The 26,479-nt window shown below is 70.6% G+C and carries 24 protein-coding genes; 10 read left to right on the plus strand and 14 right to left on the minus strand.

The features are described 5' to 3' along the window. Positions 1 to 14: 14 nt before the first annotated feature. Together IEZ09_RS00195 and IEZ09_RS00200 are read right to left on the minus strand one after the other, a co-directional pair. Positions 15 to 371: a 5-carboxymethyl-2-hydroxymuconate Delta-isomerase gene (locus IEZ09_RS00195; RefSeq protein WP_189251460.1), complete on the minus strand. Its 357-nt coding sequence runs from the start codon at positions 369 to 371 to the stop codon at positions 15 to 17. A gap of 26 nt (positions 372 to 397) precedes the next feature. Next, the gene (locus tag IEZ09_RS00200; RefSeq protein ID WP_189251461.1) at positions 398 to 775 is read right to left on the minus strand and encodes a hypothetical protein; all 378 of its coding nucleotides are present in this window, start codon (positions 773 to 775) and stop codon (positions 398 to 400) included. A 75-nt stretch (positions 776 to 850) separates the two neighbouring features. On the opposite strand from IEZ09_RS00200, the gene IEZ09_RS00205 reads away from it, so the two are divergent. Both IEZ09_RS00205 and IEZ09_RS00210 read left to right on the plus strand, forming a co-directional pair. After that, positions 851 to 1,651 carry an alpha/beta fold hydrolase gene (locus tag IEZ09_RS00205; RefSeq protein ID WP_189251462.1) on the plus strand — a complete coding sequence of 267 codons (801 nt, stop codon included), beginning with the start codon at positions 851 to 853 and terminating at the stop codon, positions 1,649 to 1,651. After that, on the plus strand, positions 1,648 to 2,841 hold the full coding sequence (locus IEZ09_RS00210) for a PP2C family protein-serine/threonine phosphatase (RefSeq protein WP_189251463.1): 1,194 nt from the start codon (positions 1,648 to 1,650) through the stop codon (positions 2,839 to 2,841). The genes IEZ09_RS00205 and IEZ09_RS00210 overlap by 4 nt, the downstream gene beginning before the upstream one ends. Here IEZ09_RS00210 and IEZ09_RS00215 read toward each other — a convergent pair. Beyond that, entirely contained in the window at positions 2,808 to 3,467 is a 660-nt protein-coding gene (locus tag IEZ09_RS00215; RefSeq protein ID WP_189251464.1) for a response regulator, read from the minus strand. The two genes, IEZ09_RS00210 and IEZ09_RS00215, sit on opposite strands and share 34 nt — an antisense overlap. Further along, positions 3,464 to 4,240, minus strand: coding sequence for a sensor histidine kinase (locus IEZ09_RS00220; protein ID WP_229812109.1), 777 nt, complete (start codon positions 4,238 to 4,240; stop codon positions 3,464 to 3,466). The genes IEZ09_RS00215 and IEZ09_RS00220 overlap by 4 nt, the downstream gene beginning before the upstream one ends. A gap of 138 nt (positions 4,241 to 4,378) precedes the next feature. Between IEZ09_RS00220 and IEZ09_RS00225 the strand changes: the two genes are divergently transcribed. Genes IEZ09_RS00225 through IEZ09_RS00235 form a run of 3 tightly spaced genes read left to right on the plus strand, consistent with a single transcriptional unit; the run spans position 4,379 to position 9,686 of the window. Beyond that, entirely contained in the window at positions 4,379 to 5,071 is a 693-nt protein-coding gene (locus IEZ09_RS00225; protein ID WP_229812110.1) for an ABC transporter ATP-binding protein, read from the plus strand. Continuing rightward, positions 5,068 to 7,392, plus strand: coding sequence for an ABC transporter permease (locus tag IEZ09_RS00230; RefSeq protein ID WP_189251466.1), 2,325 nt, complete (start codon positions 5,068 to 5,070; stop codon positions 7,390 to 7,392). Before IEZ09_RS00225 ends, IEZ09_RS00230 begins: the two co-directional genes overlap by 4 nt. Positions 7,393 to 7,400: 8 nt before the next feature. Continuing rightward, complete coding sequence (locus IEZ09_RS00235) at positions 7,401 to 9,686, plus strand: penicillin acylase family protein (protein WP_189251467.1); 2,286 nt, start codon at positions 7,401 to 7,403, stop codon at positions 9,684 to 9,686. Here IEZ09_RS00235 and IEZ09_RS00240 read toward each other — a convergent pair. Continuing rightward, positions 9,658 to 10,422, minus strand: a complete 765-nt coding sequence (locus IEZ09_RS00240) for an SDR family oxidoreductase (protein WP_189251468.1) — start codon at positions 10,420 to 10,422, stop codon at positions 9,658 to 9,660. The genes IEZ09_RS00235 and IEZ09_RS00240 overlap by 29 nt on opposite strands. Positions 10,423 to 10,521: 99 nt before the next feature. Here IEZ09_RS00240 and IEZ09_RS00245 point away from each other — a divergent pair, with 99 nt between their 5' ends. Continuing rightward, positions 10,522 to 11,361 (plus strand): helix-turn-helix transcriptional regulator, encoded by an 840-nt coding sequence (locus IEZ09_RS00245; RefSeq protein ID WP_189251469.1) that lies wholly within the window; start codon positions 10,522 to 10,524, stop codon positions 11,359 to 11,361. On the opposite strand, the gene IEZ09_RS00250 is transcribed toward IEZ09_RS00245, so the two are convergent. Continuing rightward, positions 11,354 to 11,830 (minus strand): GNAT family N-acetyltransferase, encoded by a 477-nt coding sequence (locus tag IEZ09_RS00250; RefSeq protein ID WP_229812111.1) that lies wholly within the window; start codon positions 11,828 to 11,830, stop codon positions 11,354 to 11,356. The two genes, IEZ09_RS00245 and IEZ09_RS00250, sit on opposite strands and share 8 nt — an antisense overlap. Before the next feature lie 201 nt (positions 11,831 to 12,031). Between IEZ09_RS00250 and IEZ09_RS00255 the strand changes: the two genes are divergently transcribed. From IEZ09_RS00255 to lnt, 3 genes are all read left to right on the plus strand, one after another. After that, positions 12,032 to 13,549, plus strand: a complete 1,518-nt coding sequence (locus tag IEZ09_RS00255) for a sigma-70 family RNA polymerase sigma factor (RefSeq protein WP_229812112.1) — start codon at positions 12,032 to 12,034, stop codon at positions 13,547 to 13,549. A 97-nt stretch (positions 13,550 to 13,646) separates the two neighbouring features. After that, positions 13,647 to 15,050, plus strand: a complete 1,404-nt coding sequence (mptB, locus tag IEZ09_RS00260; RefSeq protein WP_229812113.1) for a polyprenol phosphomannose-dependent alpha 1,6 mannosyltransferase MptB — start codon at positions 13,647 to 13,649, stop codon at positions 15,048 to 15,050. Continuing rightward, complete coding sequence (lnt, locus tag IEZ09_RS00265; protein WP_189251470.1) at positions 15,037 to 16,512, plus strand: apolipoprotein N-acyltransferase; 1,476 nt, start codon at positions 15,037 to 15,039, stop codon at positions 16,510 to 16,512. Before mptB ends, lnt begins: the two co-directional genes overlap by 14 nt. Here the strand turns inward: lnt and IEZ09_RS00270 are convergent. From IEZ09_RS00270 to IEZ09_RS00285, 4 genes are all read right to left on the minus strand, one after another. After that, positions 16,427 to 16,897, minus strand: coding sequence for a class I SAM-dependent methyltransferase (locus tag IEZ09_RS00270; RefSeq protein WP_229812114.1), 471 nt, complete (start codon positions 16,895 to 16,897; stop codon positions 16,427 to 16,429). The genes lnt and IEZ09_RS00270 overlap by 86 nt on opposite strands. A gap of 203 nt (positions 16,898 to 17,100) precedes the next feature. Beyond that, the gene (locus tag IEZ09_RS00275) at positions 17,101 to 18,036 is read right to left on the minus strand and encodes an ArsR/SmtB family transcription factor (protein ID WP_229812115.1); all 936 of its coding nucleotides are present in this window, start codon (positions 18,034 to 18,036) and stop codon (positions 17,101 to 17,103) included. A 169-nt stretch (positions 18,037 to 18,205) separates the two neighbouring features. Beyond that, positions 18,206 to 18,667: a peptidase inhibitor family I36 protein gene (locus IEZ09_RS00280; RefSeq protein WP_229812116.1), complete on the minus strand. Its 462-nt coding sequence runs from the start codon at positions 18,665 to 18,667 to the stop codon at positions 18,206 to 18,208. Positions 18,668 to 18,762: 95 nt separating this feature from the next. Next, the gene (locus IEZ09_RS00285; protein WP_189251472.1) at positions 18,763 to 20,199 is read right to left on the minus strand and encodes a phenylacetate--CoA ligase family protein; all 1,437 of its coding nucleotides are present in this window, start codon (positions 20,197 to 20,199) and stop codon (positions 18,763 to 18,765) included. A 92-nt stretch (positions 20,200 to 20,291) separates the two neighbouring features. Between IEZ09_RS00285 and IEZ09_RS00290 the strand changes: the two genes are divergently transcribed. Continuing rightward, positions 20,292 to 21,398, plus strand: a complete 1,107-nt coding sequence (locus IEZ09_RS00290) for a glycosyltransferase (RefSeq protein ID WP_189251473.1) — start codon at positions 20,292 to 20,294, stop codon at positions 21,396 to 21,398. On the opposite strand, the gene IEZ09_RS00295 is transcribed toward IEZ09_RS00290, so the two are convergent. From IEZ09_RS00295 to IEZ09_RS00310, 4 genes are read right to left on the minus strand one after another with little or no spacing between them, the layout of a single operon-like run. Next, positions 21,391 to 22,668 (minus strand): cation:proton antiporter domain-containing protein, encoded by a 1,278-nt coding sequence (locus IEZ09_RS00295; RefSeq protein WP_189251474.1) that lies wholly within the window; start codon positions 22,666 to 22,668, stop codon positions 21,391 to 21,393. The two genes, IEZ09_RS00290 and IEZ09_RS00295, sit on opposite strands and share 8 nt — an antisense overlap. Then, positions 22,665 to 23,942 (minus strand): cytochrome P450, encoded by a 1,278-nt coding sequence (locus tag IEZ09_RS00300; protein WP_189251475.1) that lies wholly within the window; start codon positions 23,940 to 23,942, stop codon positions 22,665 to 22,667. Before IEZ09_RS00300 ends, IEZ09_RS00295 begins: the two co-directional genes overlap by 4 nt. Continuing rightward, the gene (locus tag IEZ09_RS00305; RefSeq protein WP_189251476.1) at positions 23,936 to 24,931 is read right to left on the minus strand and encodes an alpha-hydroxy acid oxidase; all 996 of its coding nucleotides are present in this window, start codon (positions 24,929 to 24,931) and stop codon (positions 23,936 to 23,938) included. Before IEZ09_RS00305 ends, IEZ09_RS00300 begins: the two co-directional genes overlap by 7 nt. Continuing rightward, a complete protein-coding gene (locus IEZ09_RS00310) occupies positions 24,928 to 26,472 on the minus strand; it encodes an NAD(P)-binding domain-containing protein (RefSeq protein WP_189251477.1) in 1,545 nt (514 codons plus the stop codon). Before IEZ09_RS00310 ends, IEZ09_RS00305 begins: the two co-directional genes overlap by 4 nt. Between the last annotated feature and the right edge of the window lie 7 nt (positions 26,473 to 26,479).

Here is a 26,479-nt window from a genome sequence, read left to right on the forward strand (position 1 = left end):
CCTGCCGGAACGCCTCAGACGACCAGCTTCTGGTACTGATCGCGATCCATGTCGTGCACCTCCAGCGTGAGCTGGGCCGGCAGCCCCTCCACCGGCTTGAGGTGCTCGCGCACGAGCCCGATGCCCACCCGCCCCACCTCCTGCTTCAGCTCGGCCGGACGACCCGACAACAAGCCGATCCGGACGTGGATCATCGCCCCTGCCGACCCGTCACCGATCACGCTTTCCTCGATCTGCCGGAACCGCGTCTTGAACGCGGCCACGTCCGAGCTGACCAGCGTCGACAGCGTCCGGTGCAGCGCGAGGGCGAAGGCCCGGCGGTCGAAGGCGCCGCTCAGTTCGGCGGAGTACTCGACGGTGATCTGTGGCATGCGCCCACGCTACCGGCGCGCCCGGCTCAGCTGAGCCGGGCGGCGACCTGGGTGCGGCGTGCGGCGAGGGAGATCGCGGCCCAGCCGAACGCGCCGGCCCAACCGGCGAGCACCGCGGTGAGGGTCGGTTCCCAGTCCGGCTGGCCGAGCCGCAGCGTCCAGCTCACGCCGAACAGCACGAGCACGGCGGCGATGCCGAGGTCTCGCCCGGACGTGCGGGTGCGCGACTCGCCGAAGATCCGGTCGAGCCATTCGGCGGAGACCACCGCGATGCCGAGCAGCAGACCGGCCGTGATGAGGTGCCAGGAGACGGCTGCCGGCAGGCCGAGGAGCACGTGCAGCACGTCGAGGACCGCCGCGGTGGTGAGGAGGGCGAGCGGCAGTACGACGAGACGGCGCAGCATCTTTCCACCTTTCTGAAGCATCTCGGGGCATAGATACCCGGCCAGGGGGAATCCACACACCTAGGATCTGCAGGGGTGGACGTGCTGCGCAGGAACAACGTCGTGGTCACCGGTAGCGAGACCGGTCCGGTCGTGCTGCTCGCACACGGTTTCGGCTGCGACCAGAACCTGTGGCGCAGAGTCCTTCCCGACCTGGCCGAACGGTGCAGAGTGGTGTTGTTCGACCACACCGGCTGCGGCCGCTCGGACGTGAGCGCGTGGAGCCCCGAGCGCTACGGCACTCTCGACGGGTATGCCGGCGACGTGCTGGAGATCTGCCGTGAACTCGACCTCCGGGACGTCGTGCTGGTCGGCCACTCGGTCAGCGCGATGATCGCGGTGCTGGCCGCCAACGAAGAGCCGGAACGGTTCTCGCAACTGGTCCTGCTCACACCGTCACCGTGCTATGTGGACGATGGCGACTACCACGGCGGCTTCAGCCGGGAGGACGTCGACGAGCTGCTCGTCGCGCTGGAGTCCAACTACCTCGGCTGGTCCTCGACGATGGCACCGCTCATCGTGGACAACCCCGATCGCCCGGAACTCGCGGACGAGCTGAAGAACAGCTTCTGCCGCACGGATCCCGCGATCGCGCGGGTGTTCGCCCGCGCCACGTTCCTGTCGGACAACCGCGAGGACCTCCGGAAGGTCACCGTGCCGACCCTGGTGATCCAGTGCGCCGTCGACGCCATCGCGCCGCCGGAGGTCGGTCTGTACACCCACGAGCAGATCCCCGGCAGCAAGCTGGTGACGTTGAACGCGATCGGACACTGCCCGCAGCTCAGTGCGCCGGAGATGACAGCGGAGGCGATCTTGGAGTTCGTGAACGGCCGATGAAGTGGCCGGACGGCGCGGCGTTCGCCGCGTTGCTGGAGGACAGCGCTGAGGACCTCTACGACAACGCGCCGTGCGGCTACGTTTCGTACCTCCTCGACGGCACCATCGCGAAGATCAACGCGACACTGCTGAGCTGGCTCGGCCACGACCGGGACGACCTCGTGGGCCGCAGGCGGTTCTCCGACCTGCTGACCGTCGGCGGCCGGATGTACTACGAGACGCACTTCGCGCCGTTGCTGCAGATGCAGGGCGAGCTCGGCGGCGTGGCGCTGGAGATGAAGGCCGCGAACGGCACGCGGCTGCCGGTGCTGCTGACCTCCACCGTCAAACGCGGCCCCGGAGGCGAGGCACAGCTGATCCGCACCACCGTGTTCGACGCCCGCGACCGGCGCGCGTACGAGGAGGAGCTGCTGCGTGCCCGCCAGCAGGCCGAACGGGAACGCGACAGGGCTCAGCAGCTGGCCAGGACCCTCCAGCAGACGCTGCTGCCGCCCGCCCTGCCCGACGTGCGTGGAGTGGAGGTCGAGGCGTACTACCACCCGGCGTCGCTCGACCAGGTCGGCGGCGACTTCTACGACCTCTTCCCGCTCGCCGGCGACACCTGGGGCTTCTTCCTGGGTGACGTGTCCGGCAAGGGCGTCGACGCCGCGGTGGTGACGTCGCTGACCCGCTACACGCTGCGCGCGGCGGCGATCAACGACCCCGAGCCGGTCAGCGTGCTCAAGCATCTCAACACCGTGCTCACTCGCGCGAAACCACGCCTGTGCACCGTCATCTACGGCACCATCCGGCCCACCGCCGACGGCGCCACCATCACGCTGGCCACCGGCGGACACACCCCACCGGTGCTCATCGGTGCGGACGGCGTCGCGGAGCTGGTGAGGATGCCGGGCGGGCAGCTCGTCGGCGTGCTGCCGGACGCCCGGTTCGTCACGGCCGAGGTGCTCCTGGGACCGGGAGATGCCCTGCTGTTCTACACCGACGGGCTCACCGAGGCGCGGGTCGGCGACGGCCGCTACAGCGAAGAGGCGTTGCGGGATCACCTGGGCGGCCTGGCCCCGGCCACCGCGGAGTCCGTGATCGCCGCCGTGACCCTGCTGCTGACCGACCTGGGCGACGGCGTCGAGGACGACACGGCACTGCTGGCGCTGAGCGTTCAGCCGCCCGGCGCCACCAGCCCGGTCTCGTAGGCGAGCACGACGGCCTGCGCCCTGTCGCGCAGTGCGAGCTTCGCGAAGATGCGGGCGACGTGCGTCTTCACCGTCGCTTCGCTGAGGGTGAGGTCCTCGGCGATCTCGGCGTTGGACCGGCCGCGCCCGACGAACGTCAGCACCTCCCGTTCCCGCGGGGTCAGCGCGGCGAGATCCCGGTGCACGGCGGGAACGTGCGCCACCGGTGAGGCGAACTGTTCGACGAGCCTGCGGGTGATCGACGGGGCGAGCAGCGCGTCCCCGGTCTCGACGAGCCGGACGGCGGCGACGAGGTGTTCCGCGGTGACGTCCTTGAGCAGGAACCCGCTGGCACCGGCGGCGAGCGCGTCGTAGACGTACCGGTCGAGGTCGAACGTCGTCAGCATCAGCACCCGGCAGTCCGGCGACTCGCGGACGATCCGGCGGGTGGCTTCGAGGCCGTCCATGGCCGGCATGCGGATGTCCATCAGCACGACGTCCGGCCTGAGATCCCGCACGGCGGCCACGGCCTCGGCACCGTCGGCCGCCTCGCCGACGACCTCGATGCCGCCCGACGTCAGGATCATCCGGAAACCGATGCGCACGAACGCCTGGTCGTCCGCGATCACCACCCGTGGCCCGGTCACAGCGGCAGCCTCGCCCGCACGCGGAACCCGCCACCGAGCCGCCGGCGCGCGTCGAGATCGCCGCCCAGCACGGCCACCCGCTCGCGCAACCCGAGCAGACCGCGGCCCTGACCGTCCTTCGTGGACACCGAATCTCCCGTCAGCACGCTGGGACCGCTGGTGAGCACCTCGACCCGCAGGGAGTGCTCCGCGTACCTGACCGTCACGTCCGCCTTCCCGCCGTCGCCGTGCTTGAGCGCGTTGGTCAGCGCCTCCTGCACGATCCGGTACGCCGTGAGGTCCACTCCGGACGGCAGCTCACGCGGCTCGCCGGAGATCCGCACCTCGACCGGCAGCCCGGCGAAGCACATCCGGTCGACCAGCGAGCTGAGCCTGCTCAGACCTGGTTGCGGTGTCAGCAGGTCCTCGCCGTCGGCCGACGGCGCGAGCAGGCCGAGCATGTGCCGCAGCTCGGTCATCGTGTCGCGCCCGGCGGACTCCACGGCCAGCAACGCGTTCGTCGCGTCGTCGGCCTCGGTCGCGAGCACCCGGCGCGCGGCACCGGCCTGCACCACCATGACGCTGACGTTGTGGCTCACGATGTCGTGCAGCTCCCTGGCGATCCTGGCGCGTTCGGCGTCCACGGCCCCGCGAGCGGCGCTTTCGCGTTCACGCTCGAGCAGCCAGCCGCGTTCCTCCATCGCACGGGTGTACGCGCGCTTCGCCGCCGCCAGCCGCACCGCGAGAAACCCGGCGGTCAGGCAGGCGAGGACCGCGACGACCAACTCCCACACGCGATCACCCTCCCAGAGCGCGAGCCGTGCGCGCATCACACCCCGGATGCAGCGCCTACATCCCCGGGATGACCCCGTCCGGCAGGTTACCTCCCGGGACTGATGCCCGTCCGCGTCCCGCCGAACAGGATGACGGCCATGAACAACGACGTGGTCGTCGCGATCTCGGACCTGCGCAAGGAGTACGCGGACTCGGTCGCGCTGAACGGGGTGTCGCTGACCGTGCGGGCGGGGGAAGCCGTCGCGGTGATGGGACCGTCCGGCAGCGGCAAGTCGACGCTGCTGAACATGATCGCGGGCCTGGACCGGCCGACCTCCGGCTCGGTGGTCGTGCACGGCACGGACCTGGGATCGCTCGACGAGACGGGCCTCGCCCTGTTCCGCAGGCGGGGAATCGGCATGATCTTCCAGTTCTTCAACCTGCTCGACGACCTGTCGGCGCTGGACAACGTGGCTCTCGCGGCCCAGCTGACCGGCACACCGGCGAGCCAGGCGCGCAAACGGGCGCTGGAGCTGTTCGGCGAGCTCGGCATCTCCAACCGCAGGAACGTCTACCCGGCACGGCTGAGCGGCGGCGAACGGCAGCGGGTCGCGGTCGCGCGGGCGTTGATGAACCGGCCCGCGCTCCTGCTCGCCGACGAACCCACTGGTGCGCTCGACAGCAGGTCCGGTGAGCAGGTGATGGACCTGCTGCTCGACCTCAACCAGATCGGCCAGACGTTGCTGCTGGTCACGCACGACGAACGGCTCGCGACCCGGTGCGCCAGCCGTGTCGTCGAGGTCGTCGACGGGCGGATCGCGCGGGAGCAGAGCCTGGAGCGGACCTCGTGAGCGCGGTGTGGAGCGCGGCCTGGGCGGCCGTGCGTCGCCGGATGCTGCAGACGATCGTGATCGGCGTCGTCGTGTGCGCCTCGACCGCGACCATCGTGATGGCCCTCGGCCTGCTCGAATCGGCCGCCGCGCCGTTCGACCGGGCCTTCGCCACGCAGCGTGGCGCCCACCTGGCCGCGGCGTTCGACCCGTCGAAAACCTCCGAAGACCAGCTCAGGCACGCCGCCGGGCAGACCGAGTCGGCAGGGCCGTTCGCTCAGTCCACTCTGGACACCTCCACCGGCGAGATCTTCATGGGGACGCTCACCGTCGCCGGACGCGCGGATCCCGGCGGTCCGGTCGACCGCCTGACCGTCTGGGAGGGCCGCTGGGCCACGGCACCCGGTGAGATCGTCCTCAACCGCGCGCCCGGCGGCGAAGGCAGGACGAACCTGGGTTTCCAGCTCACCGCTGCCGGACGTCCGACGCTGACCGTGGTCGGCTTCGCCCACTCCGTCACGGGATCCGCCGACGCCTGGGTGACTCCCGAGCAGGTCAAGGCGTTGCAGCCGACCGCACTGCAGATGCTCTACCGCTTTCCCAACGCCGGCACCGCGGCCGAGGTCGCCGAAGGGCAGAAGGCCGTGACGGCAGGCCTTCCGGAGGGGGCGTTGCTGGGCACGCTGTCCCACCTCACCGTGAAGGACAAGGCCACGTCCGAGCTCGGCGTGTTCATCCCGTTCCTGCTGATCTTCGGCGTCCTCGGGCTGGTGGTGGCGGTCCTGATCGTCGCCAACGTCGTCAGCGGCGCGGTCGTCGCGGGCTTCCGGCACATCGGGATGCTCAAGGCCCTCGGCTTCACCCCGGGCCAGGTCATGGCGGTCTACCTGGTGATGGTCTCGATCCCGGCGGTCGCCGGTTGCGTGCTCGGGACGCTCGCGGGCAACGTCTTCGCCAAACCGGTCGTGCAGGACGCGGTCGAGGGCTTCGGCGTGACGGAGCTGAGCTTCGCGCCGTGGGTGAACGCCGTGGCGCTGCTGGGAATGCCCGCGCTCGTGATCTCGGCGGCGCTGGTCCCGGCGATCAGGGCACGAAGGCTGCCCGCTGCCCAGGCGATCAGCGCGGGCACCACCGCGCGCACCGGACGCGCCTTGCGGGTGCAGCGCTGGCTCAGCGGAACGCCGTTGCCGCGCTCGGTCAGCCTCGGCCTCGGTGTGCCGTTCGCCCGCGCGGGCCGCAGCGCGCTGACCCTGGCCTCGGTCGTGCTGGGCGTCATGACCGTGACGCTCGCGACGGGCGTGACGATGTCGGTGACGGCCTACAACGAGGCGGTCCGCCCGTCCTACGACGACCGCGTCGAGGTGCTGGCCGGACGACCGGAGGGCATGCCGGTCCTGCGGACCCCGGAGATGGGGGAGCCGCCCGCCGCCTCGCTGAGCGACGCCGACGACGAGAAGATGCTGCGCTCGCTGCCGGGCACGGCGGCGGTGATGGCGGTGTCCCAGCTGGAAACCGAGGTCGCGGGCGGCACCCAGAACGCCACGATCTTCTTCTACCGCGGCGACACCTCGTCGCTCGGCCCGCGCGTGCTGACCGGGCACTGGCCCGACGGACCCGGTCAGGTCGCCGCCCCCTCGCGATTCCTGAACCAGCGCGGTCTGGCGGTCGGCGACACGATCACCGTGCAGGCGAAGGAGAACCGCACCCAGCTGAAGATCGTCGGCGTCGTCCTGACCAACAACGAGGACCAGATCTTCGCGGACTGGACCGCGCTGAACGTCCTCGCGCCCGGCACCCGCGCGCACTCCTACCAGGTGAAGTTCGCGCCAGGCACGGACCGCGCCGCCTTCACCGCCGCGATCGGACAGGGCGATCCCGGTCTGCGCGTCCTGCCGCCGCGCGATGGCTCGTCGTCGACCGCGGTGATCCTCATCAGCGCCTCGGTCCTGCTGACGCTGGTCCTGGGGGCGGTGGCGGCACTGGGCGTGTTCAACACGGTCGTCCTCAACGCCCGTGAACGCCGCCGCGACTTCGGCATGCTGAAGTCGATCGGCATGACCCCGCGCCAGGTCACCGTGATGCTGTCGACCTCCATGGGCGCGCTGGGCGTGGTCGGCGGACTCGTCGGGGTGCCCGTGGGCGTTGCGGTGCACCAGCTCCTGGTGCCCGCGATGGCTCACGCCGGCCAGGCCGACGCCGTCGACATCCTCATGGACGTCTACCACGCGCCCGCGCTGGTCCTGCTCGCTCTCGCGGGAGTCGTGATCGCGGTGCTCGGCGCCCTCGTGCCGGCCAGGGGAGCGGCACACCTCTCGATCGCCACCGTTCTGCACAACGAATAGGGGGAAGCATGGTCAGGCGGTTGATCGCCTTGTCGCTCACGTTGGTGTTCCTGGGGCCTGCCGTGAGCCACGCCGGGGGAGACGGGGCCACGATCCGGCGGACGTCCTACGGAATCCCGCACGTGCGCGCGGCCGACCACCGGAATCTGGGGCTGGGCTTGGGTTATGCGTTCGCCGAGGACAACGTCTGCATGATGGCCGACATCGTCGTGACGCTGTCGGCGGAACGTTCGCGGTGGTTCGGCCAGGACGCCACCACGGAGTCCGGCGAGAACAACCTCGTGAGCGACCTCTACCACCAGCGGCTCAACCAGTCCGGCGTGATCGAGCGGGCGCTGTCCCAGCCGTCCCGGCAGGCCCGCGACCTCGTGCGCGGCTACGTCACGGGCTTCAACCGCTATCTCGCGAAGACCGGCGTCGACGGCCTGCCCGACACCCGCTGCCGCGGCGCTGCCTGGGTGCGGCCGATCACGGAGCTCGACGTGTGGCGGCGCGTCCACCAGGTCGCTGGCCTCACCGGCGGCGAAGGGTTCCAGGAACCCGTGGTGGCGGCCCAACCTCCTGGCTCTCCGGCTCCGGCGAAGCTGGTGGAGCGCTCCGAGCACCGGCCCGGCAGCAACGGCATCGCCCTGGGGCGTCAGGCCACCACCGGCACCGGCATGGTGCTGGGCAACCCGCACCTCCAGTGGGACGACGACTGGCGCTTCTACCAGAGCCAGCTCACGATCCCCGGCGAGCTGAACGTGAGCGGCGCCGGCCTGTACGGGGTGCCGGTCATCGCGATCGGCCACAACGACCGGCTGGGCTGGACCCACACGGCGTCCGACGCGCAGACCGTGACGATCAGCAGGCTCACCCTCGTCCCCGGCGACCCCCTGAGCTACCTCGTCGACGGCCGGGCACACCGCATGATCGCCGAGGAGATCACGGTGTCCGCGCGCCGGCCCGACGGCAGCATCACACCGATCACCAGAACCCTGTACCGGACCCCCGACGGCCCGCTGGTCGCCGACCCCGGCCCGTTGCAGTGGACCTCCACCACGGCGCACGTGTTGCGCGACGCCAACTCCGGCAACCTCGCGGTGGTCGACCAGTGGCTCGCGATCGCCCGTGCCCGCAGCGTCCCCGACCTGCACCGGGCCCTCGTCCGCCACCAGGCGCTGCCGTGGGTCAACACGCTGGCCGCCGACTCCACCGGAACCGCGTACTACAGCGACATCCAGGTCGTCCCGCACGTCACCGACGAGCACAGGACCCGGTGCGCGAGCGGCCCCGACATCGGCCTGCTGATCCTCGACGGCAGCCGCTCGTCGTGCGGCTGGGGCACCGACGCCGACGCGGTCCGGCCGGGCGTGCTGGGCCCGGACCGGCTGCCGCACCTGATCCGCGACGACCACGTCAGCAACATGAACAACAGCCCGTGGCTCACCAACCCGGCCGCCCCGCTCACCGGCTATCCCTCCATCGTCGGCAGCATCGGCACCGAACGCTCACCGCGCACCCGCCTGGGCCTCGACATGATCGCCGACCGCCTGGACGGCAGCGACGGACTCGGCCGCCCCGGCTTCACACTGTCCACTCTGGAAGCAACGATGTTCGGCAACCGCAACCTCAGCGCCGAGGAGGGGCTCAACGACGTCATCGCTTTGTGCCAGGCGAATCCGACGCTGAACGGGGTCGACGTCCGCGAGGCCTGCGCGGCCCTGGCGAAGTGGAGCGGCACCGGCGACACCGGCGAACGCAGCAGAGGAGCGTTCTTCTGGCGCACGTTCATCAACCTGGCGCGGCGCCCGAACGTGAACTCCTGGCTGGTGCCGTACGACCCGGCCGACCCGGTCCACACCCCGCGCGGCATCAACACCGCCGACCCCGGCGTCGGCCGAGCTTTCGCTGATGCGGTCACGGCTTTCGCAAAGGCAGGCATCCCGGTCGACGTGAGGCTCGACGACGTCCAGCACTACGAGGGCATCCCGATCCACGGCTGCCGCGGCCCGGAAGGCTGCTTCAACGTGATCTCCGTGCCCGGTGCGCCGCGGCCGTTGGACCAGATTCCTGACGTCCCGCACGGGACCAGCTTCGTGATGGCCGTGGAACTGACCAAGAACGGGCCGCGATCGAGCTCGCTGCTGGTCTACGGGCAGTCGGCCGACAAGGCTTCACCGCACCACCACGACCAGGCGCACCTGTACGGGGAGAAGAAGTGGGTGAGCGGGCGGTTCTCCGAGCAGGAGATCGCCCGCGATCCCAACCTCACCGTGCGATATGTCAGTTGGCGTGCGGGTCGGTGGCGTTGAGCGTGGCGACGACCTGGTCGTAGTCGCCACGCGCTTCGCCGTACCGCAGGAACTTCACCCGCTCGACCTGGATCTCCCGCACGTCGGGCTGCGTCTCGATGATGCTCATGACCTCGGCGACGTACTCGTCGAGCGGCATGGCGTGGTCGTTGTCGGCCTGGCCAGGCAGCAGGTCGGTCTGCACCGACGGCGGCTCCAGCTCGACGACGCGGACCGACGTGTCGGCGAGCTGCAGGCGCAGGGACTCGCTGAGCATGTGGATGGCCGCCTTGGACGCGTTGTAGCTCGGCGTCACCTTGAGCGGCGCGAAGGCGAGGCCGGACGAGACGGTCATGATCGTGGCGTCCGGCCTGGTCTGGAAGTGTTCGACGAACGCGGCGATCAGGCGGATCGGGCCGAGGACGTTGGTCGTGATGATGCCCTCGGCGGACTCCAGGAACGACTCCGGGCGGTGCCAGTCCTCGACCCGCATGACGCCCGCCATCGTGATCAGCACGTTCAGCGACGGGAAGCGGGCGAGCACGTCCTTGGCCGCGGTCTGGATGCTGCCGGGGTCGGTGGTGTCGATCCGGACGGTCTCGACGCCGGGGTGCTCGGCGGCGATCTTCTCGAGCAGCTCGGTGCGGCGGCCGCCGACGATCACGGTGTTGCCGCGTTCCCGCAGGGCGAGAGCGAGGGCCAGGCCGATGCCGCTGGTGGCGCCGGGGATGAAGACGGTGTTTCCGGTGATGTCCATGCATCGAGCTTCGGGCCGCGTTCGGGACGGCGGCAGAGAGCGCCTGTCGGGGGATCGGCGATCCCTGGTTGGTGGCGGTGAGCCCGCCATACTGGGGGTGTGGATCGTGCCGAACTCGCGGCGTTCCTGCGCCGCCGCCGGGAAGAGCTCAGGCCGGAGGACGTCGGCCTGCCCGCGGGTGCGCGCAGGCGGGCACCGGGGCTGCGGCGCGAGGAGGTCGCGTCGCTCGCCGCGATGTCGACCGACTACTACACGCGCCTGGAGCAGCAACGCGGTCCGCAGCCCAGCGAGCAGATGCTGGCCGCGCTCGCCCGTGCACTCAGGCTGAGCGACGACGAGCGCGACTACCTGTTCCTCGTCGCCGGCCGCAACGCACCGTCGCCGCAGCTCACCGGCACGCACGTCGCGCCCGCGCTGCAACGGGTGCTGGACCGCCTCGACGACACGCCCGCGCTGATCCTCAACAACCTCGGCGAGGTCCTGGTGCAGAACAGGTTCGCCGAGGCCCTCTACGGCGACTCGTCCCGCTTCACCGGACTCGCCCGCAGCGGGATCTACCGCTGGTTCACCGACCCCGGCGAACGCCTCATCTACCCCGAGCACGATCGCGAACGGCAGAGCCGCGCCCAGGTCGCGAACCTCCGCGCCGCCTACGCCGCCATGGGGCCGAAGTCGCGGGCGGGCGAGCTGGTCCGCGTGCTGCACCGCGAAAGCGCCGAGTTCGCCGCGATCTGGGAACGGCACGAGGTCGCCAAGCGGTTCGAGGACCACAAGGTGCTCGTCCACCCGCAGCTCGGTGAGATCGAGGTGGACTGCCAGGCGCTGTTCACGGAGGACCAGTCCCAGGCGCTGCTGGTGCTCACCGCGCCGCCGCGCACCGAGGCGTTCGACAAGATCCAGCTGCTCGGCGTGCTGGGCACCGAGAACTTCGTCAGCTGAGCCGCAGGATCGTCTCCTCGATCTCCTCCTTCCTGGCCGGGGCGTAGCCGGTGTCGGTGCCGACCTTCTCGAAGCCCGCCCTCTCCAGCACGCGCAACGAACCCGCGTTGTCGCTGGCGACCCGGCCGTATATCGGCCGGTCGGTGACCTCCTCCAGGATCAACGCCACCGCGCGCCCGGCCACGCCCTGACCCCAGACCGCGCGGTCGACCCAGTACGTGATCTCCAGGTCGCCCTCCATCACGAAGATCGCGATGGTGCCCACGACCCGCCCGTCGCCGACGATCACGCGGTTGGTGACGTCGGTACGCGCCCGCACCTTGCGCATGTGGGCGTCGAACGCCTCGCGGTCGTCCGGGTCCTCCGCGGTGAACGCCGCCATCCACACGGACTCCGGATCACGCATGAACTCGAAGATCGTGTCCAGGTCCGCGTCCTCGATCGGACGCAGCGCGACCTCGCGCATCATCGAGCCAGCCTTTCTGCCAACCACCCCAGTGAAAGCGGGTAACGGTAGTCGATTCCGGCGTCGAAGAGCTCGAAGTGCGAGCACTGTCCGGGTGTCCGTGTGACCTGGCTCACTTGTCGGCCCGGTTTCTGTGACCTGAGGTGAGACTGCCCGGTCTCCCCAAGGCGTACGGAAGTCGTCGGCGAAGTGAGGGTGTTGGACGTGACGGGTCGGGAGTGGCTGGGCCATCTGGACGAGGAGCAGGTGATCGCGGCACGGGCCGGTGATCGTGCGGCGCTCGACGCGGTCGTCGCGGCTTCCCTGCCTCTGGTCTACAACGTCGCCGGCAGAGCCCTGTCCACCGACGCCGACGTCGACGACGTCGTGCAGGACACGATGTTCCGCGTGATCCGCGGCATCGACTCGCTGCGGGAGCCGGAGCGGTTCCGGTCGTGGCTGGTCGCGGTGACGATCAACCAGGTCCGCGAGCACCACCGCCGCCGGGACCTGGCTCCGGCACCGCTGGAGGAGTACGACAGGGCCGATCCGGGTGCCGAGTTCGTCGAGGTGGCCCTGTCGCGTCTGCACTTCGCCCAGCAACGGCGGGAGGTCGACGAGGCGGCCCGCTGGCTGGACCCGGCCGACCGCGAGCTGCTGGCGCTGTGGACGCTGGAGCGCGTCGGGCAGCTGACCCGCGCCGAGGTGATCGACGCGCTCGACCTCGGCGCCCACGCGGTGACGGTGCGGCTGAGCCGGTTGAAGGGCCGTCTGGAGACCGTGCGGCACCTGGTGCGGGCGCTGTCGGCCGAGCCGCGCTGCCCCGGCCTCGTCCAGGCGGCGCAGGGGTGGTCGGGGCAGCCGAGCCCGTTGTGGCGCAAGCGGCTCCTGCGGCACGTCGACGAGTGCGGGCGCTGCCGCCGCGGGGTGGACGACGCGATGCCGGTCGAGCGGATCCTGACGGGCGCCGCGCTGCTCACCGTTCCCGCGAGCTACCTGCCGCGGCTGCTGGAGAACCTCCGCGAACCAGCTCCCGCGGCCCATCTCGCCGAATCGTCCGGCCTGCTCGGGAAGGTGTCCGGTTTCGCCTCCACCAAGCCCGTCCTCGCGGTGGCGGGCGCGGCGACGATCTGCGCACTCGTCGGCGTGGTCGGGGCCGTGGTGCTGTTCCCGTCGGACCCGCCCGCAGCCGTGGCCATCCCCAACACCCCGCCACCCACGACGGTCACCACGTCCTCGTCCGTCGCGGAGACCACCACGACGTCGTCGACCACCACCACGACCACCACGACCCAGACCCCGGAACCCGTCCGCGTGCCCACACCGGAAGAACGCGTCCTGGCCATGATCAACGACGCCAGGGCGGCCCAGGGCCTGCCCGCGCTGCAGGTCGACCCGGCCCTCGTCACCGCGGCCGACCGGCACACCAGGGCGATGATGAGCAACGGCTGCGGCCTGTCGCACCAGTGCCCCGGCGAGAGCGGCCTGGGCGAGCGCAGCACCGCGGCGGGCGTCAGGTGGAGCACGGTCGGCGAGAACGTCGGCATGGGCGGCCCGGTGAAGGACGCCGTCGACCCGATCTCCAAGATGGCCCTCGGCCTGACCCAGAGCATGCTCGACGAGAAGCCGCCGAACGACGGTCACCGCAAGAACATCCTCAGCAAGTCCTTCAAGCGCATCGGCATCGTCGTGATCCGCGACGCCAAGGGAACCGTGTGGATGACGCACGACTTCGCGGGTTGACCGACTCCGGTCCAAAAAAGATCATCCTGAAGTAGTACGCCGGAACGCGACCGCAGTCGGACGCGTGACGATCCGTCCGCAAAGCACTGTCTCTTCCGTGCAGACGCCGACGACCGTCGCCCACCGCCGGCCGGCGCCGGTCACCACCGAGACCCCGGACCTGTTGCGCTGGACGGGTTTCGGCGGTGCCGTGCTGCTCACCGCGGGAGCGTGGGCCACGAGAGCGGTACCGGTCGCGCTCGCAGCGGCCATCGCGGGCGCGGGCCTCGTGGTGCTGGCGTGGGCACTGCTCGGCCGCGCCACTCCCGACGCGGGGTGGTTGCGGCGGACATTGGCCTGGTGGTGTGCGCCGCTGCTGGTGGCGCCACCGCTGTTCAGCGCGGACGTCTTCAGCTACCTGGCCCAGGGCGAGGTGGCGGCCCGCGGTCTCGACCCCAACGTCGTGAGCCCCGCGGCCGGGGCGAGCGCGGAGGCCGCCGGCCGGGTCGGCGTCTACTGGCGCGAGACGCCCTCGCCGTACGGGCCGCTGTTCAGCACGGTCGAACGCGCGATCACCCAGGTCACCGGGGGAGACCCCGTCGCGGGCATCGTGCTGTACCGGCTGGTCGCCGTGCTGGGCCTGCTGCTCATCGTGTGGGCCGTGCCGAGGCTCGCCGAGAAGTCCCAGCGCACCGCGTTGTGGCTCGGCGTGCTCAACCCGTTGGTGCTGTGGCACCTCGTCGGCGGCGTCCACAACGACGCGTTGATGCTCGGCCTCATGCTGTCGGGCACCGTGATCGCGTTGCAGGCGTTGCCGGAGCCGCGGTGGTGGCAGTTCACGGCTGGTGTCGTGCTCATCGGCCTCGCAGCCCAGGTCAAGCTGCCCGCACTGGTGGCGCTCGCCGTCGTGGGCACGGCGTGCGCCAGGCGGCTGGGCGGGGGCTGGGTGCGGTTCGTGGTCGCCGGTGCGGGCATGGCCGCGGCCGCCGTCGTCGTGTCCGTCGTGACGTCTCTGGCAGGCGGCGCGGGATTCGGCTGGCTGCAGGCGCTCGGCACCCCGTCGAAGGTCAACAGCTGGATGGCCCCGACGAACTGGCCCGGCTATCTGGTGGGTGCGGTGTTCGGGCCGGAAAGCGGTCAGGCGATGATTTCCTCGGCGCGGATCGCGGGGTTCGTGCTGATCCTGTGCGGGGTGGCGGTGGTGTTGCACCGTCAGCTGCGCGGCGGGGTCTCCGAGGTGACGGCGCTGGGAATGATGATGAGCCTGATCGTGGTGCTGGGGCCGGTGATCCAGCCGTGGTACCTGCTGTGGGCCGTGCTGCCGCTGGCCGCGTGCCTTCCTGCGGGCCGGTGGCGCACGGGGGTCGCCGCGCTGGCCGGTGTGTTCGCGCTGCTGGTGCCGCCGCTCGCGGGCGACTTCACCGGCCGCGTACCCGAGTTGATCACCGCGTACGCGCTCGGCATCGCCCTGGTGGGCGGCGCGTACCTCGTCCTGCGCCGGGTGCCCGTTGCGCAGAGCTGACCTCGCCCGCTACGGCGCCGCCGCCCTGGCCGGTGGCGCGCTGGCCCTGAGCTTCCCTCCCCGCACGCTGTGGTGGCTCGCGGTCCCGGCGTTCGCGCTGCTGTGGCTCGCGCTGCGCGGTGCGCGTGCCCGCCGCTCGGCAGGCCTGGGCTTCGTGTTCGGGCTGGGCTTCTTCCTGCCCCACCTGCTGTGGATCGAGCACTTCCTCGGCGACGAGTTCGGTCCCTGGCCGTGGCTCGCGCTGTCGGCGATCATGGCCTTGTTCGTCTCGGGCGTGTGCGCGCTGTTCCCGCTGGTCTCCCGGCTGCCGGCGGCCCCGGTGTGGGCGGCGCTGCTGTTCGTGCTGCAGGAGACCGCGCGCGCCCTGATCCCGTTCAACGGCTTCCCGTGGGGACGCGTGGCGTTCGGCCAGGTCGACGGCCCGTACGGTCAGCTGGCGGTGGTCGGCGGCGCCCCGCTGGTGTCGTTCGCGGTGGTCCTGACCGGATTCGGCCTGGCGGCCTGGCTGCCGAAGCTGAAGGCGGGCTGGGCCGTGCTGCCGTTCGCGGCGGCGCTCGCGGTGGGCCCGCTGGTCACCGTCGACGCGCAGAACGGCCAGCGGACCGTCGCGGTCGTGCAGGGCAACGCCCCCGACATCGGGCTCGGCCTGCTCAGCGCGAGCGACACGTTGCGCGCCAACCACCTGCGCAAGACCGCCGAGCTGACGGCGTTGATCCGCGGCGGCTCGATCCAGAAGCCGGACCTCGTGGTGTGGCCGGAAAGCGCGACCAGGACCCGCGACCGCGACCCGGTGATCGACCGCGCGGTCGACGAGCTGGGTGTGCCCGCGCTCATCAGCGCCCTGCGGGATGACCAGAACGCGGTCATCGCCTGGAACCCCGGCACCGGCCCGGGGCAGTCGTACGCGAAGCAGGAACTGGTTCCGTTCGCCGAACACATCCCGCTGCGCCCGCTGGCCCGCCTCGTCACCCCGTTCGTCGACCAGCAGGACCTCCGTGCGGGCAGCGAACCCGGTGTCCTCGACATCGCGAACACCCGCGTGGGCGTCGGCATCTGCTACGAGGTCGCCTACGACTACGTCCTGCGCGAGAGCGCGGCGGCGGGCGCCCAGGTTCTCGTGGTGCCGACCAACAACGCCTGGTACGGCCGGGGAGAAATGACCTATCAGCAACTCGCCATGGCCCGCCTGCGCGCCATCGAACACGGCCGCGCCGTCGTGGTCGCGGCGATCAGCGGCGTGAGCGCGGTGGTCCGCCCGGACGGCAGCGTGGTGCGGCAGACGGGGATGTACACCGACGAGCTGATGGTGGACTCCGTGCCGCTGCGGTCGGGACTGACGTTCGCCACGCGGTTCGGCGGCGCGATCCACGTGCTGCTCACCGCCGGGGCGTTCGGGGCGTGCCTGGTCGCGTTGTGGCAGCGACAGCGAGCACGACGGGGAGGGGAGCCCCTCCCTCGCTGAACCGCTCGACGGCGAGCCCCGCGTCTCCGAACGCGTTCAGCAGCGCGGGCAACGGCCAGTGCGACGCGCCGACCTCGTCGCGGAGCTCCTTGTCGGTCCACGACTGCGCGAACCCGCCGCAGAAGCACGGGTGCACACCGACGTGCACGAACAGTCCGTCCGGCGTCAGCACCCTGGCCACCTCGCGCAGCACGGCCGGATACGCGGGCATGTCGGTGTGCACCATCACCGAGATCACGGCGGGAACGCTGTTGTCCCGCACCGGAAGTCGCACCGCGTCGGCCAGCGCGACCGGCAACCGGCCGCGGGCGTGCCGCAGCATCCCGCCGGAGAGGTCGACACCGACGGGCGTCCACCCCAGCTCCCGCACGAGCGCGGCGTGCACCCCGGCGCCGCACCATCTCCAGGCACACGCCGCCGCCCTCGCCGAGCAGCTCCCGCAGCGCACGGCCGACCCCGATCGGATCGTCCTGCTGCGCGCCGAGGAACTCCTGCTCGTACCAGTCCGCGATCTCGTCGTAGGCCGCCACCCCACCAGCGGACCGCCGGGACGCGGGCGGCCGCCACGGATTCCGCGTCCGGCGAACGTCAGTTGCTCCCGAGCAACGCCGACCCCAGCAACGTCCTCTGGTGCAGCACCGACATCCCTTCCCGTTCGGTGGTCAGCAGACCGGCCTCCCGCAGCACCGCGGTGTGCCGGCTGACCGCCGACGGCGAAGCACCGAGCCGCTGCGCCAGCTCGGTCGTCGTGGCTCCCGCTCCGACCGCCGCGAGCACCGCGGACCGCGTGGTCCCCAGCAGCGCCGCCAGCGACCCCTCCTGACGGCGCCCGCTGGTGAGCTGCCGCTGCCACGTCCAGTCGTGGTGCACCGGGTAGACCAAGGTCGGCGGCAATCCCGGATCGGCGAACGCGACGGGCGTGCGGCGGCAGAAGTACGACGGCACCAGCCGCAGACCGCGGCCGTTGAGGTGCAGGTCCCGGTCGCACGCGTACTGGACCTCGAGCACCGGCGGCCGCCAGTTCATCAACGGCCACATGCCGTGCAGCAGTCCCTCGACCGAACCCGCCGCGCCGCTGCGGTGCAGCCGGTCGGTCTCGATCGCCTCGTCGATCACCGCGCTGTACGGCTCGATCACGGCGGCGTGGTACCGGGCGAGCGCGTCGGTGAGCTCCGTGAGCGCGCCGTCGCAGCCCTCCGCCAGCGGCCGGGTCCACCCCGGCGTCGGGCTCACGTCGGCCAGCATCCTGAACTCCGTGCGCAGCCGGGCACGCGGCGTCGCCCGGATCGCGTCGAGCGCGGCGGTCAGCCCGTCCGCGCCCTCCGGCGGCGTCAGGAAGTCCGGGAAGTACGGACCGAGCGGCGACAGCACCGCCAGCAGACGCACGCCAGAACGGATCACCTGTCTGTCCCCGTTGCGCCGGACGTCGCGCAGCCACGGCTGAAGAAGCAGCCCGCTGTTCCCCTCTGTCAGCCGCAACCGGCTGAACACCATCTCCCAGAGCGGATCCACCCTTTCCGCCACCTGCGTACGCTCCAGATCACCAGCGGAAAAATGGATGCGCAACACAGCAACCTCCCGAAGTCCAGGTCACCGTGAAACACGTTACCGCCCGTGTCACTCCGCCGAATTCCGCAATGAAAACTGGACGCAGGACAGATGTCCCGCGCCCGGTTTCCGTGCTATCGGAGGATCAGCCGCAGCGGCCGTTCGTCCACTGGTGCGACCGCACCTGGTAGGTGCCGGCGAGATCGCCCTTCTGGCCCTGCCTGGTGCAGCCGATCCGGTTGTTGTAGCCGGTGTTGCGGTAGAAGACGACGCCCGTGAGCGAGGAGGAGGTGCCCCGGTTGTAGACGGACTTGACCTCCTTGGTCGTCGCCCACGAGCACTTGATGTCGCCACTGGTCCAGTCGGGGTCGGCGACGGACCACATGCAGCGGCCGCCGGTCCCGCCGAAGCCGTTCCAGAAGCAGACGTTGCCGGTGTTGCAGTCCCAGGCGGCCAGCGCCTGGCCGGTCTCGGTGTCGTAGGCCGCCCCGACGGCGGCGGTCTGCGCGACCGGAGTCTCGGCCTGCGCGCTCGGAGCCGCGACCCCGACGACCATGAGCAACGCGACGGGAACCACCGCCAGGAAAACACGCCGAATGAAACTCAAGAATTCCTCCCTCGCCCCATCAATGAGTCCGTCGTCACTTTAGGGCGCGCGAGGAAGCCGGGAAAAGCTATTGCTCCGTGGCGCAAAAGCTCATTTCACGAACGTCGCGTGTACCGGTGTTTCACGCCGACGGGGAAGTACTCTGGATCGCCCGCGGGCCGCAGCACGACCTCGGGCAGCTGCCGCTCGGCCGGCACGTAGTGCGCGAACTCGCTGTTGAGCCGCAGCAGCTGGTTCCTGATCGACTCCGCGATCCGCGTGGCGTCCGCGGTCTGATCGGGCGCGGTCTCCACGGTGATCCGCAACAAGCGGTCGCGGTCGGCGTCCTCGACCGACTCGATCACGAACTTGCCGGTCACGGTGTCGCTGATGCCCGGCTGCTCCAGCCCGACCGTCACGTTCTCCGGATACACGTTCGCGCCGAAGAACGACACGGTGAACAGCGACCGCCCGAACAGGAACACGAACGGCAGCGCCGGACCGGGCGGGGGAGTGAAGCCGTGCCGGGCGCACAGGTCCAGCAGTTCGTCATACCCGAAAATCCCGCCCTCGTCGGCGATCCGATAGCGGATCAGCGGAATCCCGCCGTCCGCCGTGAACAGCAGCGTCCCGTCGTGCACCTCGAAGAACCGGCTCGCCGGGTCGTACTGCACGAGCGTGGGCAGCCGCGAGTCCCCGAACACCTCGCGCGCCAGCTCCGGCCGGTCCGCGAGGAACCGGCGAACGCCCACCGACACCGCGGTCTCGTTGCCCAGCACGCCGGAATCCGCTGTGCCGTAAAGAGAGGCGATGTCGCGGACCGGATCGGCGATGCCAGCCCGCTGCGCCACCAGGTCCCGCCACTGCTCGCTGAACACCTCTCCTGCGAGCACCAGCTTGATCCGGTACTCCGGCCAGCCGGCACCGGGCGTGTCGATGACGTCCTTGAGGAACGGCGGATACCCGAGCAGCACGACCTGCTCGAAGTGCGGCGCCAGCTCGGGCAGCACCCGCAGGATCTCCGCCTTGTTGTTGCCCGGCGCCACCACCGTGATCGGACACCCCTTGGCCGCCAGATGCCGCACGCACGCCTGCGTGAACAGCCCGCCGACCCACGTGCCCAGCGGAAAGCACACCACGGCCAGCGTGGCCCGCTGATCCGCCCCGAACCCGTCGACCAGCACCTGCTCGAAGCGCCGCGCGACGTGCAGCTCGTCCTCCAGGGTTCGCGGCCAGATCGTCGGCCGCCCGCTCGACCCCGACGACACCGCGATCATGTCGCAGCCCGTCAGCGCGCCGTCGCGGCACAGCTCCGGCAACGGATACCGCTCGTGGTAACTGGGCTTGTCCAGCAGCGGAAGCCGCTGGAAGTCGTCGAACGTCGTGATCGAGCCGGGTTCGATGCCGTTCTCCCGCAACAGCTTCCGGTACGCGGGCACGGTCGCGGCGGTGTGCCGGAAGAGGTCGAGCACCCAGCTCTCCGACCGCTGCTCGACCGGCTCGAAGAAGGCGTCGAACGCCCGGCGCACACGGATCTGCCGACTGGTGTCCATGCCTCGAAGCCTATCCATGTCTCATGGTCTCTATAACTTCAGTGTTGACTAAAACCAGTACTTCCGTGTCACCGATCACTACGCTGAAGAAGGTGCGCATCCTCTTCTCGTGCCGCCCGGCCTACGGCCACCTGTTCCCGTTGATCCCACTCGCCAGAGCCGCCAGGGACGCCGGCCACGACGTCGTGTTCACCACGGGTCCGAGCTTCGTCGACCAGGTCCGCGGCCTCGGCTTCGCGGCACACCCGGCGGGCATCTCGATCGGAGAGGCCGAATCCGAGGCGCGCAGGCGGCACGGTGACGCCGACGTCGCGACGCTCGGCATCACGATGTTCGCGGACGTGCTGCCGCGCGCGACGCTGGAGGATCTCGCACCGCTGCTGCCGCGGCTCCGGCCGGACCTGGTGATCTACGAGCAGAGCGACGTCGGCGCCGCGAAGGCCGCGCGCGACGCCGGGATCCCGTTCGTGTCGCACGTGATCGGCCGGTCGATGCCGCCCGAGATCATGGCGGCCTTCGCCCCGGCGATGGCGTGGATGTGGGACGGCGACGAGCCCGTCGACCCGATGATGGGCGACACCGCGATCGACATCTGGCCGGACGCGGTGCGCGATCCGGAGGTCGCCAAGCTGCCCGTGGTCATCAGGCAACGCCCCACGCCGTTCGACCTGGACGTGCCCATGCCCGCACTCGGCTCCAGCCGGCCGCTGGTCTACCTGACGCTCGGAACGGTGGCCTTCGGTGCCACGGACGTGCTGCGGGCGGCGATCGACGGCCTGGCCCGCCTCCCCGTCGACGTGCTGGTCGCGGTCGGGCCCGGTGATCCCGCGCTGCTGGGCGAGGTGCCGGACTCCGTGCACGTGACGGGGTTCGTGCCGCAGGCCAAGGTGCTGGAGCGGGCGAGCCTGGTCGTGCACCACGGTGGGACCGGCACGGTGCTCGGAACGCTGGCGGCCGGGTTGCCGCAGCTCGTCCTGCCGCAGGGCGCCGACCAGTTCGTGAACGCCGACGTGCTGGCGGAGAAGGGCGCGGGACGAAAGCTGCTCGGCGAGGAGATCACCGCGGACGCCGTTGCCGACGCGGCGGGCCATCTGCTCGATGACCCGGCCGCGCGGAACGTCGCCGCGAAGGTGGCGGACGAGATCGCGGGAATGCCCGAGCCCGCTGCCGTCGTGGAACAGCTGGAGAAACTCACCTGACGGGTGCGGGCGCGGGTTTCACGTCCGCCTGGGCCTCCAGGTGGTCGGGCAGCGACGCGCGGTAGATCGGCATCGCGGCCGCGGTGGTGACGATCGCAACGGCGACGAGGATCGCGAACATCTCCGGCGTGACGAGGTCGTAGGCGAGACCGATGTTGATGAAGATCAGGATCATCAGGCCGCGGGCGTTCATCAGGCCGCCGACGGCGGAGGCGTAGCGCCACGAGTAGCCCTGGGCCCTCACGACCAGGCCGCAGCCGAGGTACTTGCCTGCGAACGCGGCCAGCATGATCACGGCGAGCGGGAACCACAACGCGCCGCCCGCGCCGAAGCCCGAGACCTGCGTGTTCAGGCCGCTGAAGGCGAAGAACACCGGCAGCAGCAGGATCGAGTTGAGGTCGGTGAGCTTGGTTTCGAGCTCGTGCCGCACGACGGGGGACTTGGGCATCGCGAGGCCGGTGACGAACCCGCCGAACACCGAGAACACGCCGATGTAGTCGGTGTACCAGCCCGCCAGGAGCACCACGAGCAGGATGATCGCCATCATGTCGCGGCTGAGCTTGCCGTCGCGTTCGGCCCGTTCGCCGAGCTTGGCGAGCCACTTGCGGCCGACGGTGAGCATCAGGACGGCGAAGATCGCCGCGCCGATGATCGTGCGGAGTGCGCCGCCGGGGCTGCCGGCGGCGCCGACGGCGATGATCAGCGCGAGGAACGCCCACGCGACAGCGTCGTCGATCGCGGCGGCGACCAGGGTGAGGCCGCCGATCGGGGTGTTCGCGATGCCGCGTTCCTGCAGAATCCGCGCCAGCATGGGGAAGGCGGTGATCGACAGTGCGCCGCCGACGAACAGCATGAACACCCACAGGCTCGACCCGGCCGGGCTGAGCGAGTCGTAGAAGATGACCGCGGTACCGGCGCCGAGGAGGAACGTCGGCACGATGCCGGAGACGGCGAGCACCGATGCCCTGCGGGCGTTGGCTCCCGCCGTGAGGCCGTGGTCCAAAGAGGACCCGACGAGGAACATGTAGAACGTGAGCCCGATCGTGCTGAGCACGTAGAGGGTGTTCTTGACATCGGCGGGGAAGAGCTGGGCCTGGACGCCGGGTGCGACGGCGCCGAGCAGTGCCGGGCCCAGCAGCACGCCGGCGACCATCTCGCCGACCACCCTGGGTTGCCGGACCAGCATGGCGAGGCGCCCGCACAGGGTGGTCGCGACGAGCACCACCGCGAGCGCGGCGAAGACCTGCAACGCGAAGTGGATCTGGTTCACGGGATCTCCTGGTGTTGGTGCGTCTCGAAGTAGCGGCTCGCGAGCCGCAGCCGGTGGGCGTGCAGCACCATCACGGTGCCGAGCACGAGCTGGACGACGCTGCGCCACACGTCCTCCCAGCGGTCGCGCACGCGCATGAGCACGAGGCGTCGTCGCGGCACCGATCCGTCGCGGACGAGCAGGCACGGCCCGCGGCTCGGCAGTGACCTCGTGTGCGTCACCGAGGAGTGCAACGTGAAGCGGCGCAGTACTTCTCTCGTTGCCGCACGCATCGCGATGGGGGAGAGCCGCCACGCCGGGCAGGGCCGGTTGGCGGCGATGCCGAACGGGATGTGGTGGGCGGTGCGGGCGGAGGTGTGCTCCCAGCGGCCGGGGTCGAACTCGTGCGGGTTCGGGTAGCCGGTCGCGTGGTAGGCCGGGTAGTTGAAGCACAGCACCGATCCCGCGGGGAACGTGGTGTGCTCGTCGAGGGAGATGTCCGCGGTGGTGATGCGGTGGGCGATGCCGAACAGCGGGTAGAGCCGGAACGTCTCGTCCAGCACGTGGGCGAAGTACCTGTCGTCGTCAACCCGTTGCGCCGCTTCGGGGTGCTGGGCCAGCGCGAGCAGCAGGTGCGCCATCCCCTCGGACATCTGCACGACGGCGGTGTTGAAGTAGGTGCCCTGCAGGTAGTGGACCTGCTCGGTCGGTGAGAGGGTCTCCGGCAAGGGATGCCGGACATCGGCCAGCCGCGTGGCGAGGTAGCGGGTGAGCCGGGCGCGGCGGGCGGGGTGGCGCAAACCCGTGCACTTCAACGAGGTCACGACGTCGTCGGCGTGACCGACGATGAGGTCGCGTGCCTCGCGGGGGCAGGGCTCACCGAACACCAGCTCGTAGAAGTACTCGGCCCAGACCGGCATCATCAGGTCGCGCAACCGGACGTGGGTGACCGGCTCGGTGATCATCTCGTCCAGCACCTTCGCGGTGCACCTCGTCGCCGCGGCGGCCAGCGCGTCACCCGGCCCGGCGAGGAAGGTGCGGGTCGCGCGGGCCACGTCGTCGTAGCGCGGTCCTGCCTCCAGGTGTTCCTGGTGCACCTCGGGGCCGGGGGAGAGCCAGTACCAGAACAGATCCGACAGCCCGGCGCCCCTGCTGCGGCCGTTCGCGGCGGGATGGCCGTAGAGCTCCTCGAACCGGTCGGGTCCGACCTGGTCGTTCGGGAACGTGATCGCGTTGTCGCCGTTGACCTTCTCGAACACCTTGGCGCGCAAGGCGACCACCAGCCGGCTCAGCACCGGCTCACGACCATGTCACGGCTGAGCTGGCCGCCGCACATCGCGACGACGTGCTCGAACTCGTCCCGCAGCACGTCCAGCACCCGCCGCACCCCGTGCGAGCCGTCCGCGGCCAGTCCCCAGAGCACCGGCCTGCCGAGGCCGGCCGCCGACGCGCCCAGCGCGACCGCCAGGGCGACGTCGCCTCCACTGCGGACGCCGCCGTCGAGCACGACCGGGATCCGCCCGGCGACGGCGTCGACCACGGCGGGCAACGCCTCCACCGCCGCGGGCACGAGGTCGAGCTGACGACCGCCGTGGTTCGACACGAAGATCCCCGCCGCCCCGTGCCCGGCCGCGAGCACGGCATCGGCCGGGTGGAGAATCCCCTTCAGCCACACGGGAAGCGACGTGATCGACCGCAGCCGCTCGACGTCCTCCCACGTGAACGCCGACATCTCGATCCTGCGCAGGCCGTTGACTCCGGCCAGATCCCGCATGTTCTCCGCCGCCAGCCCAGCGGGCAGGTCGTGGAACCCGTGCTCGATGTCGCGGCGATGCCTGCCGAACACGGGCGAGTCGACCGTGACGACCAGCGCGGCACAGCCCGCCCGTTCGGCTCGCCGCACCAGGGCTTCGGTGACCGCGAAGTCCGGTTGCAGGTACAGCTGGAACCACACCGGCCCGCTCGCGGCCGCCACGACGTCGGCGATCGGCACGGTGGAGGCCATGCTCGACACCAGGACGGTTCCGTCCAACGCTCGTGCCGTCGCCAGCTCACCGTCGGGGTGCGCGAGCTTGTGGAACGCCGTGGGCGAGATCAGCACGGGGAAGCCGGCGCGAATCCCCTTGCCCCGCAACACCCTGGGCAGCAGGGCCAGGCGGCGGAACGCGGCCTCGTTGCGGGCGAGCACGATCTCGTCCCCGGCCCCGCCCGCGAAGAAGTCGTAGTGGACGGGGTCGAGCACCGCGCGTGCCTTCTCGTGCAGTTCCGCGAGCACGGGGTTCACCGCAGGTACTCCCGCAGCGGGGCCTTGTGCACGGTCTCGCTGTCCCACTCGTTCTCGAGGTTCTCGGTGAGGTGGTGCTCGTCGACCAGCTCACCGGCGCGGAACCGCCGGACCACCGGGTGCAGGTAACGCCCGTCGAGCCCGCTGGTGTCGTCCTGCGAGGTCCGGCCGGCGGAGATGTCGAACGGGTTGACCTTGTCGTGGTCGGCGCCGTACTCCAGCGTCACCGTCAGATATGTCTCGACGTCACCGAACTCGCCGCGCGCCACGGCTTCGTGCAGGTGCGCGACCGGCACCTCCTCGACGTACCGCACAGCGCCGTCGGGACTGATCAGCACCGCGTCCGCCATGAACGCGAACAGCTGCCACAGCGCGGAAGTCCGGTTGACCCGATCGATGATCGCGTCGGTGACGGCCCCGGGATCGATCGCACGGCTCGGCCAGTCCACGCCGTGGTAGCGCTGTTCCAGGATCCGGTGCAGGGCGCGCACCCCGTAGCGGAAGCCGTGGATGAACCCGCTGGTCGACTTCTTGAAGTCGCGCGCCTGCGTGATCGTGCCCGCGAAGAACAGATCCGGCACGTTCACCGACTCCCACGCCGCCGTCTGGTCGGGAAAACGCGAGTTGATCGTCAGCCGCGGCCTGCACTCCGGCGCGAAGATCGAGGCGTCGAACCGGAACCCGGTCGCGAGGACCACCCGGTCGTAGCGGATCTCCTTGATCACCTCGTTGACCCGCTGGAAGCTGACCTGCACCAAGTAGCCGTCGTCGTCGCGGCGGATGCCCGCGATGTGCCCGTCCAGCACGGCGTTCTGCGACTTGAGCTGGTAGGTGTCGAGGAAGTTGTTGTTGACCGCCCGCAGATGTCCGACGAAGTGCGTCTGCCACGCCAGTTTCAGCGAACCGGGCCCCGCGACGTGGATGACCGACGCGGTCTCGACGAGGGCGTCGGCGGTCTCGAACGCGGAGTTGCCGCGGCCGATGATCAGCACCTTCTGGTTGACGAAGTCCGCAGGGTCGACGGAGACGTCGTAGTACGGCTCGGCGTGCTCGACGCCGTCGATCTCCGGCACGTACGGCTTCGACACGCCGGTCGCGACGATGACCCGCCGGGCCCGGTAGGTGACACCGTGCTGATCGCGCACCAGGAAGTCGTCCGGCCTGCTCACCGAGACGACCCTGGTGTCGTAGCGGATCGGCAGGTCGTTCTTGACCGCGAAGTCGCCGAGGTAGCGGACCATGTCGTCGGCGTGCGGGAAGTAGCGCGGGGTGTACCCGGTGAACAACAGCTCGGGATCGTCGGACAGCAACGAGTTCCAGTCGACGCGCAGGTTGAGCTCGGGGTCGTCCCAGCCCGTGTGCACCTTGTTGATGGAGATCAGCCGGCGGTGCCGGGGGAAGCGGGTGAAGAACGTCCCCGCGGCCGCGCCGGACTCCAGCACCAGGTGATCGCGTCCGGCCTGGTTCAGCAGGTAGGACGCCTGCAGCCCCGCCGGACCCGCGCCGATCACGAGACACTCGGTCGAAACCTCGCTGGACACGTCTCTC

Source organism: Lentzea flava, assembly GCF_014648475.1.
Lineage (GTDB): Bacteria > Actinomycetota > Actinomycetes > Mycobacteriales > Pseudonocardiaceae > Lentzea > Lentzea flava.

What these genes read in the sequence shown, in the direction of transcription:
- IEZ09_RS00235 (WP_189251467.1), top strand. Translation starts at nt 7,401, where the DNA reads ATGGTCAGGCGGTTGATCGCCTTGTCGCTCACGTTGGTGTTCCTGGGG.
- IEZ09_RS00200 (WP_189251461.1), bottom strand. Translation starts at nt 775, where the DNA reads ATGCTGCGCCGTCTCGTCGTACTGCCGCTCGCCCTCCTCACCACCGCG.
- IEZ09_RS00240 (WP_189251468.1), bottom strand. Translation starts at nt 10,422, where the DNA reads ATGGACATCACCGGAAACACCGTCTTCATCCCCGGCGCCACCAGCGGC.
- IEZ09_RS00250 (WP_229812111.1), bottom strand. Translation starts at nt 11,830, where the DNA reads ATGATGCGCGAGGTCGCGCTGCGTCCGATCGAGGACGCGGACCTGGAC.
- IEZ09_RS00225 (WP_229812110.1), top strand. Translation starts at nt 4,379, where the DNA reads ATGAACAACGACGTGGTCGTCGCGATCTCGGACCTGCGCAAGGAGTAC.
- IEZ09_RS00195 (WP_189251460.1), bottom strand. Translation starts at nt 371, where the DNA reads ATGCCACAGATCACCGTCGAGTACTCCGCCGAACTGAGCGGCGCCTTC.
- IEZ09_RS00210 (WP_189251463.1), top strand. Translation starts at nt 1,648, where the DNA reads ATGAAGTGGCCGGACGGCGCGGCGTTCGCCGCGTTGCTGGAGGACAGC.
- IEZ09_RS00285 (WP_189251472.1), bottom strand. Translation starts at nt 20,199, where the DNA reads ATGGACACCAGTCGGCAGATCCGTGTGCGCCGGGCGTTCGACGCCTTC.